Annotated in this window: 10 protein-coding genes; 8 read left to right on the top strand and 2 right to left on the bottom strand. The window is 52.1% G+C overall.

What is annotated here, in order from left to right; all coding sequences use genetic code 11:
* The 3 genes from HMPREF3050_RS12090 to lpxH all read left to right on the top strand — a co-directional run.
* Positions 1-883 (top strand): TraB/GumN family protein (locus tag HMPREF3050_RS12090; protein ID WP_070774959.1); only part of this gene is annotated, 883 nt, incomplete at its 5' end.
* Positions 884-1,339: 456 nt separating this feature from the next.
* Complete coding sequence (locus HMPREF3050_RS12095; RefSeq protein WP_039862695.1) at positions 1,340-2,719, top strand: PIG-L deacetylase family protein; 1,380 nt, start codon at positions 1,340-1,342, stop codon at positions 2,717-2,719.
* A 132-nt stretch (positions 2,720-2,851) separates the two neighbouring features.
* Positions 2,852-3,589, top strand: coding sequence for a UDP-2,3-diacylglucosamine diphosphatase (lpxH, locus tag HMPREF3050_RS12100; RefSeq protein ID WP_094113409.1), 738 nt, complete (start codon positions 2,852-2,854; stop codon positions 3,587-3,589).
* Between the two features lie 215 nt (positions 3,590-3,804).
* Here lpxH and HMPREF3050_RS12105 read toward each other — a convergent pair whose 3' ends face one another.
* A complete protein-coding gene (locus HMPREF3050_RS12105; protein ID WP_070774960.1) occupies positions 3,805-5,778 on the bottom strand; it encodes a TonB-dependent copper receptor in 1,974 nt (657 codons plus the stop codon).
* Positions 5,779-6,178: 400 nt separating this feature from the next.
* Positions 6,179-7,012 (bottom strand): phosphoserine phosphatase SerB, encoded by an 834-nt coding sequence (gene serB, locus HMPREF3050_RS12110; RefSeq protein WP_070774961.1) that lies wholly within the window; start codon positions 7,010-7,012, stop codon positions 6,179-6,181.
* Positions 7,013-7,247: 235 nt separating this feature from the next.
* Here serB and HMPREF3050_RS12115 point away from each other — a divergent pair, with 235 nt between their 5' ends.
* The 5 genes from HMPREF3050_RS12115 (at position 7,248) to pntB (ending at position 11,922) form a co-directional block, all read left to right on the top strand.
* Entirely contained in the window at positions 7,248-8,789 is a 1,542-nt protein-coding gene (locus tag HMPREF3050_RS12115; RefSeq protein ID WP_070774962.1) for a Re/Si-specific NAD(P)(+) transhydrogenase subunit alpha, read from the top strand.
* 3 nt (positions 8,790-8,792) lie between these two features.
* Positions 8,793-9,176: an MAPEG family protein gene (locus HMPREF3050_RS12120; RefSeq protein WP_070774963.1), complete on the top strand. Its 384-nt coding sequence runs from the start codon at positions 8,793-8,795 to the stop codon at positions 9,174-9,176.
* 127 nt (positions 9,177-9,303) lie between these two features.
* Positions 9,304-9,705 carry a GFA family protein gene (locus HMPREF3050_RS12125; RefSeq protein ID WP_070774964.1) on the top strand — a complete coding sequence of 134 codons (402 nt, stop codon included), beginning with the start codon at positions 9,304-9,306 and terminating at the stop codon, positions 9,703-9,705.
* An 87-nt stretch (positions 9,706-9,792) separates the two neighbouring features.
* The gene (locus HMPREF3050_RS12130; RefSeq protein ID WP_070774965.1) at positions 9,793-10,446 is read left to right on the top strand and encodes a class I SAM-dependent methyltransferase; all 654 of its coding nucleotides are present in this window, start codon (positions 9,793-9,795) and stop codon (positions 10,444-10,446) included.
* A 90-nt stretch (positions 10,447-10,536) separates the two neighbouring features.
* Positions 10,537-11,922, top strand: coding sequence for a Re/Si-specific NAD(P)(+) transhydrogenase subunit beta (gene pntB / locus HMPREF3050_RS12135; RefSeq protein ID WP_070774966.1), 1,386 nt, complete (start codon positions 10,537-10,539; stop codon positions 11,920-11,922).
* The last annotated feature ends 682 nt before the right edge of the window (positions 11,923-12,604 follow it).

A 12,604-nucleotide genomic window follows, 5' to 3' on the forward strand; every position in this document is an offset into this window, starting at 1 on the left:
TTGTCGGAGGAAGGGCTTTTTTGCAAAGGTCTCCAGTAATGTTTGGAAAATCAGCAAATCGGGGCAGCCGGATTCTTATTTGGTCGGTACCATCCATATCGGTAAGCCCAATGCCACCTTGTCTCAAGATGCAAAGAATCTGCTGGCATCTGTCGAACAGTTGGTTACCGAGGCCGATATGCTGCCCCAGCTTAATGATGAAGAGATGGCGAAATATCAAGAGTTTATGCAAAAAATTTATAGTCAAGATTCTTTAAAATCCAAGTTGGGCGATAAGAATTTTGAACTGTTGCAACAGGACTTTATGAAAAGTCCGGAGTTGGCTCAGATGGCACCGTACATCGACCACATGCATCCTTGGGCGGTGTTGCTGTTTGCTTTAAGTATTTATCCGCCTGAATACAGCAACCAGACAGGTGTGGATATTTTGTTGTCGAAAGCGGCACAAGAGTCCGGTAAAACACGCCTTGCTTTAGAGGATGTGATGGATTTTTCTCAAATTTTTGCCAGTCAGCCGGAAAAGTTGATGATTAAAATGTTGACATTGAGAACGAATGAAGAGTATGCCGAACGGGAAACCAAACGTCTTTTCAATGCCTATGAGAAAGGAAAGTTCGAGGATTTACCTTTGGTGCAAACTGAATTCGAAAAGGAATTTGCTCAAAAGTATCCCGATACTATTCCCGCTTTATCTTGGGTACGCAGCGATTTGCTGATTAAGCGCAATCAAAGTTGGTTGCCGAAAATCAAAGAGATATCTGCTAAAAAGAAAACGGTTTTTGCCGTAGGCATCATGCACCTGATGTCTGAACAAGGCTTGATTGAGAAGTTGCGCAAGGAGGGTTATCAGGTGACGCCGGAGCCTTCAATCTTGATGTGGTAAAGCGTAAAACGTCGTCTGAAAAAGGTTTCAGACGACGTTTTATAATGAAAAATCCAAAAAACCGACCGCGAGATACAGCGGTCGGTTTGTTTTTGGGCGGGTTGTTGGTATCAAGGGGCTGAAAAGGTCGTCTGAACGATTGGCGCGCTATTTTTGTTCAAATATGGCGAGAAACAGGATGGGCGTGATGACCTAGATGGTTTCAGACGACCTTGCATTGTCGCGACAGGTTTTCCCATGTGTCTATTTTATGGGGAAGGCTGCTCGAAATTTAATTGTCGGATGGCACCGACCGCTTATAAATAAAGGGATTATGCAATTGGAAACCGTATGATTTCAAATTGTAAATTACTCATTTTAAATGACGTTTGGTTTTTAAAACGACCGTTTGTTAGAAAGTTAAGACGGGCGCATTTTTAGATAATAAGATACGGGAAATAATCACAGGGGAATAAAATGTTATTGCTAGTATTGTTTTGCATGATACTTTGCCTGCTTGTAATTGCTGCCTTTATCGTGGCATCAATTCGCAGAAAACGGTTTGCTTACGATGTCAGCCGCGATTACGAATACGGTCAATTGCCCAAGTCGGCGACAGTCAGTTTGCGTGAGGGCGAACTGATCTTGCCCGACACCATCGGCGCGAATGATACGGTAATCGCCAGAATCAACGTGAAATCAGGTTGGCTGGGCAGATTGGTGATGCCTTGGATCGGCGTCAAAACCAACCGCGGGGAATGGCGGGCGTATGTCGAACATGGCGGCAACGGCGCGCGCTACCTCAATTTGACCGATACCTTCGACGACGGCAGCAGAAAAATTACATTAAGCGGTAACCGCGTGTCCCTGCCTGATCAGGAAGTCGAATTGTCGGTTTATCCGCGCGAGTGTTTGAGCGGTAAAAAAATCCTGGTCCTTGCGCCCCATGCGGATGATGCGGAATTGGCGGCTTACGGATTATATGAAAAACATGCTGCTGATACGTTGGTGGTTACGATTACCGCAGGGGAGGGCGGCAGCTTCCATTACAACAATCTGTATGCGCGCAATCCCGAGCAAATGCAGGCGCAGTATCTGCAAAAGGGCAGGATGCGCGTATGGAACAGCCTGACCGTGCCGCTTTTGGCGGGGGTGTCGTCTGAAAACATTTTGCAGCTCGGCTATTTTGACAGCACATTGCAAGTCATGAAGCAGAATCCTGATGCCGATGTGAAGTCGACCAAACTGGATACGGCGGATGTCAATCTGTTCCGCCGTGCCAATACTTCGCCTTTATCCAAGGGTTTGAACGGCGGCTCGAATTGGCGCGGTCTGGTCAATAATCTGGCCTATATTATCGAAACCTTCCAGCCCGACATCATCGTCAGCCCGTCGCCCAATATTGATGCACACAAAGACCATCAATATACGACGATTGCTGCGGTTGAGGCGTTGAAACAATTGGATTATCGGAAAGGTTCGCTGTTTTTGCATACGCTGCATTTTTTGAGCGACGATTTTCCGATCGGCAAGTCCGGCTCGATGTTGAGCCTGCCGCCGATGTTCGGTCAGCCGTTCCATTTCCATTCCGTGTATTCCCTGCCTTTGAACAAAGAAGAGCAGAACCGCAAACTGCTGGCGCTGGACGCGATGAATGATATCCGCCCCAACGCCAACGGGTATGCGGATTGGAAAACCATGATATTCCGCGGCTTGAACGGCTTGCGCCATCATGTATTTGATATTGATAGGGATTTGGTCAACCGCTTTGTCCGCAGCAATGAGTTGTTTTACGTCGTGCCCGTCAGCGATGTGCATCAGGAAGACAGTTATCAAAAAATCGTCCAATGCGGCTGATTGGGGCGGGTTTCAAATCATTGCCTGCCTGAATGTCGGATAAAAAGAGAAATTGAGCGAAGTTCCGGCAACGGGTGAGACCATGCCACATACGTTGGCGGCCGATATACAAAGGTCGTCTGAAAACCTATAATGGCAAGGATTTCACACCTGTTGCCCGCCATGCCGATTTACTTTATTTCCGATTTGCACCTGAGCGAATCCCATCCCGAATTGACCGAATTGTTTTTGCGCTTTATGCGCGAAAAAGCACCGCAAGCGCGTTCGGTTTATATTTTGGGGGATTTGTTTGATTTTTGGATAGGCGACGACGAGCAATCCGAATTGACCCAAACCGTCGCGCAAGCGATTCAATCCGTCGTGCAGCGCGGGATTGAATGTTTCTTCGTACACGGCAACCGGGATTTTTTGATCGGAAAGCAATTTGCAGCGCAATCCGGTATGAAATTACTGCCCGAATATGCGGTGGTCGATTTATACGGCAGTTCCGCCTTGATTTGCCACGGAGATACTTTGTGTATCGATGATGCGCGTTATCAGAAGTTCAGAAAGGTTGTTCACCAAAAATGGCTGCAACGCCTGTTCCTAAGCCTGCCGCTTGCCTTGCGCCTGAAAATCGCCCGCAAAATACGCCGAACCAGCAAGCAGGGCAAACAATATAAAGCCGCCGAAATCATGGACGTCCAGCCGCAATTCACCGCAGACATTGTGCGTCGGCATCATGCCCAATTGTTGATTCACGGACACACCCACCGTGAGCATATCCATCAGGAAGACGGCTTTACCCGTATCGTGTTGGGGGATTGGAAGCCTGATTACGCTTCCATACTGGAGGTTGACGAACAAGGTTTTCGGTTTGTTCCTTTATAAATTTGCGGGGCGGTGGCGGGTAAAAATACAGGGGCTTGGGTTCAAACTTTCATCTCGGTACGATATTTCAACTGTTCCGTATGGTTTGAATATGATTTGAATCACTAAAACATCGTCTCTTGTAAAACAGCTTCACTTTAAAGTCATCATCAAAAAGGTCGTCTGAAAACCCACAATCGGGTTTTCAGACGACCTTTCACTTTCTCAACTCAATATCAGAATTTCGCTTGCAGCCTCAACCAAGCGGTACGGCCGGGTTCGTCGACGCGCAAGGTTTGCGTGCCTGCTGAAGGGTCGCCGCCTTTGCTGACGAATTCGGCGTAGGTTTTGTTGAACACGTTGTCTATACCGGCCTGCAAGGTGGCGTATTTGCTGAATTTCCAGCCGGCGTTGAGCGAGAGTACGCCGAAGCCGGAAGATGCGCCGATGTCCTGACCGACGATATTGCCTTGACCTTTGCTGTAACGGTTTTGCTTGGCCACGACGCGCCATAATGCGCCTGCGCTGAATTTGCCGTTGTCAAAGGCGAGGGTGTTGTTCCATTCCAGCGGCGGGGTTTGTGCCAAAGGTTTGCCGTCGGTACGGTTTTTGCCGTGGGTGTAGGCGAGGCTGCTGCCGATTTCCCAATTAGGTGCAAACGTCCATTTGACTTCGGCTTCGCCGCCGAAACGCGAGGCTTTAACGTTGCGTACGCCTAAATCCGTGCCTTGGCGTTCGAGTATGATGAAGTTTTTGACATCGCTGCCGAATACGGATACGGAGGCATGGAGGTTAGGACGTTTCCAGATGATGCCCGCATCGATTTGGCGGTTTTGTTCGGGATGGATGATTTTCTTTTTGGCGCGCAGACGTTCCCAGTAGTCGGGCGAGCGTTCGGCGATACCGAATCCGGCGTAGTATTTCAAGCCATTATCCGTATCACGTTCCCAACGTAAGAAACCGGAATTCAAGTTGAATTTCTGATGTTTCAAAACGGGATCGGTTACGTCTGCGGAATCGTAATGCGCTTTGACACGGTCGTGGCGCAAGCCTGCTACCCAACGTTGTTTGTCGGTTTGCTGCCAAGCGGCTTCGGTGAAAACGCCCCATTGTTTGAAACTTTGATTGGGCATGTAGGGCTTGTGGCGGTAACCGTCGCCGCCGCGTTCCATACGGGCGACGTGTACGTCGTCCATATAATCTACGCCGGTTTGCAGGTTGAGATTATCCCAATCGAAGGTGGCTTTCAGACGACCTGTGTCGGTGTTGCGTTTGGGGTTGTTGGCGTTTTTAATCTGTTTGCCTGCGGGATTACGGATAGTGCGCAGGCTGTATGTGTCCATAACGTGGTCGATTTCGCTTTCACCGTAGCGCAATTCGAGTTCGCTGAACCAAGGGGTGAGGTTGCGCTGGGTAAAGCGGACGTTCCATGCGTCGCGGTCGAATTTGCTGCCGTCCATCATGCGGTCGGCGTAGGCGACCTTGGCCCTGCTGCGTTCGTATGTGCCGGCGATGGTGGTGTTTTCGGTCGGGGTGATGCCCAGTTGCAGCATTTGGCTGTCGCGTTTGAAATGGGAGTGGACGCGTTTGCCGGAGCCGTCTTTGTAGTCGCCGGCTTCGTTATGGGAAATATTGCTGCGGACGTAGCCGTATTTGCCGCCGAATTCGGCTTCAAGCGAACCGTCGCGGCGGTCGTTGCTGCCTGCGGTCAGGGAGGCGTTGATGTTGTAGGGTTTTTCGCTGAAATCAGGGTCTTTGCGGATGAATTGCACCGAGCCGCTGACCAAACCCATGCCTTGGGTTACGGTTTGCGGGCCTTTGGTGACGATGACTTTGTCGAAAGAATTCGGATGGATGTAGGCAGTCGGTGGGTCCATACGCATGCTGCAGCCGCCGTAAATAAACTGATCGTCTGCGTTAATCGACAGGCGCGAACCGCCCAAACCGCGGAACAATGGATCGCCCGAGCTTCCGCCTTTGCGGATGATGCTCATGTTTGGCACGGATTGTAAAAGGTCCGCACCGTCTCCGGCAGGGAGGGGTTGCAAAGCAGCTTTGGGGTTGAAAGTAACGCTATTGGCTTTTTGTTGTTGTGTGCCGGTGACGGTAACGGGGGAAAGGATAACAGTTTCTTCGGGAACAGGGTCTGTGTCCGCCCAAGCCTGGGATACGGCTAAGGCAATCGGCAGAAGGAGTAGCTGGTGTTTCATTCTTAGAGCTCCTTTTATTGGTTTAGTTCATTGTGCGTAGTTAATTACTACTTTGGTAGTATAAAGAATATCAGGCAGTTTGTGAGTAAGAAAACGGTTTTATTTAATTTAAGTCAATATTTTCGAGGCATAATTAAATTATTTGAATAATAGTAATAACCGTGTTGATTAATTGCCTATTTTTCCGTTTGGCAGGAAGAAGGGATAAGGCTGTTACAGGGATAAAGAGGGTGGTGTTCGGGAGCGGGATGCAAACCTGTTTTAGCATGCTGAGACGGCGTGTCCTTTGGCATTCCGTTTACAGTCATTACGATATTTCAAACAGCAAAAAGGTCGTCTGAAAATTTTTCAGACGACCTTGGTTTTAACGGGAAACTCCTGACAAACGATACCGGCGGGTTTATTTAAACCAACCCCTGACGCGCTCCAGCCCGCCGAAGTTGATGCAGGCATCGGCGACTGCCTGCGCTTTCGGTTTGGCGCGGTAAGCCACGCCTACGCCGGCTTCTTTGAGCATAGGAATATCGTTCGCCCCGTCGCCCATCGCCAACACCTGATGCGGCTGCAATCCGAGGCGGTCGCGGTATTCGCGCAATAAATCGGCTTTTGCCTGCGCGTCGATGATTCTGCCTTTCAGACGACCCGTCAGCTTGCCGTTTTCAATTTCCAAAATATTGGCGTGTTGGTATTCGAAGCCGAGGCGTTGTTGCAGCCTTTCGGTGAAAAACGTGAATCCGCCCGACACCAGCATGAATTTCACGCCGTGCGCCTTGCATTCGTCCAACAAAAATTCCGCGCCGGGCGAGAGCCGCAAAACGTTTTCATAAACCTCCGCCAAAACCCGCTCGTCCAATCCCGCCAACAGGGCGACGCGGCTGCGCAAAGACTGCTCGAAATCCAATTCGCCGCGCATCGAGCGTTCGGTAATTTCCGCCACGCGGTCTTTCAAGCCGACGCCCGCCGCAATTTCATCGACGCATTCAATGGTAATCAGCGTCGAATCCATATCGCTGACAATCAGCCCGAGTTCGCCAAACGCCCTATCGGGCAACACGGCGTGGTCGATTTGACGGCTGTCCAGCAACGCCGCGTCTGCCCCGCTTAAAGAAAACCCTTCTTCAACGATAAAACGCATACGCTTTTCATCGGTGTAATCAGGCTTGGGCAGGCGGGTGAGGAGGGCGGAAGGCAGGGCTTCGGCGGAGGGAAATTGGAGGACGAGGGCGTGCGGCATGGCGGTGGCTCAAAAAATGCGGATTATATAGTGAAACAGTGAAAAATGTTACGGCACCCAAGCCGTATTTTCGGAAATGATTTCAAACGCAGACGGCAGTATGTGTAAGGCAATACAGGAAGGAAATGCCGAATTGTCGGCTTGCCTATTGCCAGTCCACTGAAAATTCGCTATAAGGGGATTATATGGAATATATTAACATTTATATACAGACAACCTAAAAAAGGATTCAGAGATGAAAATCGGTATCCCACGCGAGTCATTATCCGGCGAAACCCGCGTCGCCTGTACGCCTGCCACTGTTGCCCTGTTGAGCAAACTGGGCTTTGAAACCGTTGTCGAAAGCGGCGCAGGTTTGGCGGCGAGTTTGGACGATGCCGCTTACCAAACAGCAGGCGCGACCGTTGCCGACAAAGCGACGGTTTGGGCCTGCCCTTTGATTTATAAGGTCAACGCGCCGTTCGAAGGCGAGCTGCCGCTGCTCAAAGAAGGGCAGACCATCGTCAGCTTCCTGTGGCCGCGCCAAAACGAGGCTTTGGTGGAAGCCTTGCGCGCCAAGAAAGTGAATGCGCTGGCGATGGACATGGTGCCCCGTATTTCCCGCGCGCAGGCTTTGGACGCTTTGTCTTCGATGGCAAACATCAGCGGCTACCGCGCCGTGATTGAAGCCGCCAACGCCTTCGGCCGTTTCTTCACCGGTCAAATCACTGCCGCCGGCAAAGTACCGCCCGCGCAGGTTTTGGTGATTGGTGCCGGTGTGGCGGGTTTGGCGGCGATTGGTACAGCAAACTCGCTCGGCGCAGTGGTGCGCGCGTTCGATACCCGCTTGGAAGTGGCGGAACAAATCGAATCGATGGGCGGTAAGTTCCTGAAACTCGACTTCCCGCAAGAATCGGGCGGCAGCGGCGACGGCTACGCCAAAGTGATGAGCGACGAATTTATCGCCGCCGAGATGAAACTCTTTGCCGAGCAGGCGAAAGAAGTGGACATCATCATCACTACCGCCGCCATTCCGGGCAAACCCGCGCCCAAACTGATTACCAAAGAAATGGTGGAAAGCATGAAATCCGGCTCCGTCATCGTCGATTTGGCGGCGGCCACGGGCGGCAACTGCGAGCTCACCAAGCCGGGCGAATTGTTCATAACCGACAACGGCGTGAAAATCATCGGCTACACCGACATGGCAAACCGCCTTGCCGGACAGTCTTCCCAGCTTTACGCCACCAACTTGGTGAACCTGACCAAGCTGTTAAGCCCGAACAAAGACGGCGAAATCACACTGGACTTCGAAGATGTGATTATCCGCAACATGACCGTTACCCGCGACGGCGAAATCACCTTCCCACCTCCGCCGATTCAAGTTTCCGCTCAGCCGCAGCAAACGCCGTCTGAAAAAGCCGCGCCTGCCGCCAAGCCTGAGCCGAAACCCGTTCCCCTGTGGAAAAAACTCGCGCCCGCCGTCATCGCCGCCGTATTGGTACTGTGGGTCGGTGCGGTCGCGCCCGCAGCATTTTTGAACCACTTCATCGTGTTCGTCCTCGCCTGCGTTATCGGCTACTACGTTGTCTGGAACGTCAGCCACTCGCTGCATACCCCGCTGATGTCCGTAACCAACGCCATTTCCGGCATCATCGTCGTCGGCGCGCTGCTGCAAATCAGCCAAGGCAACGGTTTCGTGACCCTGCTGGCCTTCATCGCCATCCTGATTGCCAGCGTCAACATCTTCGGCGGCTTCTTCGTAACGCGTCGGATGTTGAACATGTTTAGGAAAGGGTAAACCATGACTTTAGCCTATTGGTGCATCCTGATCGCATCGCTGCTGCCGCTGTTTTGTTCCTTCATCGCCAAAGCGCAGGGCGGTTTTCAGCCGTCGGACAACCGAAATCCGCGCGATTTCCTCGCCCGCACGCAAGGCTTGTCGGCGCGCGCCAATGCCGCGCAGCAAAACGGTTTTGAAGTGTTCGACCCGTTTGCCGCCGCCGTTTTGGTGGCACACGCCACAGGCAACGCCGCGCAAGCGACCATCAACCTTTTGTCCATATCGTTCATCGCCTTTCGCATTGCTTATATTTTCAGTTATCTGAAAGACAAACCGAGCCTGCGTTCGGCAATGTGGACGGGCGGATTTGTCTGCACCATTGGGCTGTTTGTAGCCGCTGTCTGACAGCGGGGTCGTCTGAAAACGAGCTCAGCGAGTTTCGCTAAAATAAGCGTAGCGAATTTCGCTAAAACGAATGCAGCGGGTTTTCAGACGACCTGGAAGCCAGTTTTCGAATATGAGGATTTCGACCATGAAAGCAAAATGCCTGTGCGGCGACGTATCTTTAGAAGTGGAACACGACAAACACGTCCACGCCTGCCATTGCGGAATGTGCCGCACTTGGGGCAGCGGCGCGACGTTTTCGCTGATTGCCGCCAAGCCGCCGAAAATCGACGGTGAAGCAAACATCGCCCGCTACCAGTCATCCGAATGGGCGGAACGCGCGTTCTGCAAAAACTGCGGTACACACCTTTTCTACCATTTCCTGCCGAAAGACAGCTATTTCGTCTTCGCCGGACTGTTTGCCGACAACGCCGATTTCAAATTGGAAGAACAGATTTACATCGATGCCAAAGCCCCGTATTACGAACTGGCAAACGACACGCCCAAGCTGACTGAAAAAGAGTTTTTGGCACAATTCGGCGGCGAATAGGAAACCCGATACAGAGGTCGTCTGAAAACCCGAGTTCCAGATTTTCAGACGACGTTGAATCAACCATCCCAATAGTCGGAGAACCCTATGAACCTGTCCCCCGAACAAACCGCCGCCCAACTGCGCTGTCCGCATGACGAAGTGGGAGCAGCGTTCGGGCAGATGATGAACCTGCGCAACCTGACACAGATTCTCGGTTCGTTTGAAGCGGTGCAACTGCAAAACGGAGACCGCATCCTAGAAACGGGTTGCGGCAACGGCGGGCTGCTCGGCTACATTTTGTCGCAGGCAGAAAACCTGCATTACACAGGTTTGGAAATTTCCCCGTTAATGCACGCACAGGCGCAGGCATTCAATGCCCCGTTTCTCGAAGCAGGGCTGGCGAATTACCGGCTGTACGACGGCGGCGCGCTGCCTTTTACCGATGAAAGCTTCGACAAAATCGTTTCCGTCAATACCGTCTATTTTTGGGACGACGCACCAAGCGCGCTTTCGGAACTGAGCCGCGTGCTGAAATCCGGCGGGCGGCTATGCCTGAATTTCTGCGAAAAAGACTTTATGGAGAAACTGCCGTTTGCCGCGCACGGCTTCGCGCTCTATGATGCCGCCGACATCCGCTCCCTGTCGGAAAACCTGCCGTTGCGCTGCATTCGGGAACAGCGAAGCCGCGATTGGGCGGTCAGCAAAAGTGGCAATCTGGTGCGGAGGGAGTTTGTCATAGTCGTCTTTGAAAAATACTAAGCATCAGGGTCGTCTGAAAACCCGAAATTCAGTTTTCAGACGACCCGATTAAAAAACACAGTTACTTTCACAAATAATTGGAGAATCACCATGTCTTCAGGACTCGTTACAGCGGCGTACATCGTAGCCGCGATACTGTTCATCTTCTCGCTGGCGGGGCTGTCCAAGCAGGAAACCGCCAAGCAGGGCTGTTATTCCGGCGTCGCCGGGATGGCGGTCGCCTTGTTCGTTACCGTGTTTTCCGAAAACACTCACGGACTGGGCTGGATCATCATCGCCATGCTGATTGGCGCCGCCATCGGCATCTACAAAGCCAAAAAAGTAGAAATGACCGAAATGCCCGAGCTGATTGCGCTTTTGCACAGCTTCGTCGGCTTGGCGGCAGTTTTGGTCGGCTTCAACAGCTATATCGCACCGGGCAACGTTTCGCACGATATGCACACCATCCATCTGGTCGAAGTCTATTTGGGCATCTTCATCGGCGCCGTAACCTTTACCGGCTCGCTGGTCGCGTTCGGCAAGCTCAACGGCAAAATCAGCAGCGCGCCGCTGCAACTGCCCGCCAAACACAAGCTCAACCTCGCCGCATTGGTTTTATCCTTTATCCTGATGCTGGTGTTCGTCTCCGTTGACGGCAGCGGCTTCATCCTGATCCTGATGACCCTGATCGCCCTCGCATTCGGCTGGCACTTGGTCGCCTCCATCGGTGGTGCAGATATGCCCGTGGTCGTGTCCATGCTGAACTCCTACTCCGGCTGGGCGGCCGCAGCGGCAGGTTTCATGCTCTCCAACGACCTGCTCATCGTCACCGGCGCGCTGGTCGGCTCCAGCGGCGCGATTCTGTCCTACATCATGTGTAAAGCCATGAACCGCTCCTTCATCTCCGTCATTGCAGGCGGCTTCGGTACCGACGGCTCCGCCGCAGCCTCAGGCAGCCAAGAAGTCGGCGAATACCGCGAAGTCAAACCCGCCGAAGTCGCCGAAATGCTGCGCAACGCCAGCAGCGTCATCATCACCCCGGGCTACGGCATGGCAGTGGCGCAGGCACAATACCCCGTTGCCGAAATCACCGAGCTTTTGCGTAAAAACGGCGCAGAAGTACGCTTCGGCATCCACCCCGTCGCCGGCCGCCTGCCCGGTCACATGAACGTACTGCTCGCCGAAGCCAAAGTCCCCTACGACATCGTGTTGGAAATGGACGAAATCAACGACGACTTCCCCGAAACCGACGTAGTGCTGGTTATCGGCGCGAACGACACCGTCAACCCCGCCGCCCAAACCGACCCGAACAGCCCGATTGCCGGCATGCCCGTGTTGGAAGTGTGGAAGGCAAAAGAAGTCGTCGTCTTCAAACGCTCGATGAATACCGGCTACGCAGGCGTACAAAACCCGCTGTTCTTCAACGAAAACAGCGTAATGTGCTTCGGCGACGCGAAGAAAACCGTTGACGAGATTTTGGCGGAATTGAAGAAATAACATTTAGAAACCAAGACAAAAGGTCGTCTGAAAACCCGATTCCAAGGTTTTCAGACGACCTTTTCTTATGAACACACTACGTTAAACATCCTATCGCCGTCATTCCCGCGCAGGCGGGAATCCATCAGAAATCCTAAGAAACTGATGTTTGAAAATCAGTTGCTGAGATTTAAAAGTGGATTCCCGCCTGCGCGGGAATGACGGTAGTTGGGCAGAAATTTATACCGCGACGTGTAGCTTGCCTCTTCTCCCGTCCGGCGGGAGAGGGCTGGGGAAAGGGTGGCTCTATGGGCTGCACCAGTTTGATTTTGCCTAAAGCCGCAAAGCCACCCCCATCCTAACCTTCCTCCGCCGGACGGGGGAAGGGATAGGTTGCCGTTGGAGCAACGAGTAGCGTGGGCTTTGCCTACGAAATTTGCCTTATGTTAATTCAAAGGATAGCCGTGTTTTTATTCATTCGTGGGCAAAGCCCACGCTACTTGAGTTATCCCAAATCTGCATTGATTGAATAAACGAGGTCGTCTGAAACCGAAAACTTAGTTTCAGACGACCTTTCCTCATAATAAGACCACGCTAAACACCCCTCCGCCGTCATTCCCGCGTAGGCGGGAATCCATCGGAAATTCTAAAAAACAGATGTTTGAAAAACAGTTGCTGAGATTTAAAAGTGGATTCCCGCCTG

The sequence above is a fragment of the Neisseria sp. HMSC065D04 genome, from assembly GCF_001815675.1.
GTDB lineage: Bacteria > Pseudomonadota > Gammaproteobacteria > Burkholderiales > Neisseriaceae > Neisseria.

Bases quoted from the DNA above. Each gene is read 5' to 3' on its own strand.
- HMPREF3050_RS12095 (WP_039862695.1), top strand. From the start codon at position 1,340: ATGTTATTGCTAGTATTGTTTTGCATGATACTTTGCCTGCTTGTAATT.
- lpxH (WP_094113409.1), top strand. From the start codon at position 2,852: ATGGCAAGGATTTCACACCTGTTGCCCGCCATGCCGATTTACTTTATT.
- HMPREF3050_RS12105 (WP_070774960.1), bottom strand. From the start codon at position 5,778: ATGAAACACCAGCTACTCCTTCTGCCGATTGCCTTAGCCGTATCCCAG.
- serB (WP_070774961.1), bottom strand. From the start codon at position 7,012: ATGCCGCACGCCCTCGTCCTCCAATTTCCCTCCGCCGAAGCCCTGCCT.
- HMPREF3050_RS12115 (WP_070774962.1), top strand. From the start codon at position 7,248: ATGAAAATCGGTATCCCACGCGAGTCATTATCCGGCGAAACCCGCGTC.
- HMPREF3050_RS12120 (WP_070774963.1), top strand. From the start codon at position 8,793: ATGACTTTAGCCTATTGGTGCATCCTGATCGCATCGCTGCTGCCGCTG.
- HMPREF3050_RS12125 (WP_070774964.1), top strand. From the start codon at position 9,304: ATGAAAGCAAAATGCCTGTGCGGCGACGTATCTTTAGAAGTGGAACAC.
- HMPREF3050_RS12130 (WP_070774965.1), top strand. From the start codon at position 9,793: ATGAACCTGTCCCCCGAACAAACCGCCGCCCAACTGCGCTGTCCGCAT.
- pntB (WP_070774966.1), top strand. From the start codon at position 10,537: ATGTCTTCAGGACTCGTTACAGCGGCGTACATCGTAGCCGCGATACTG.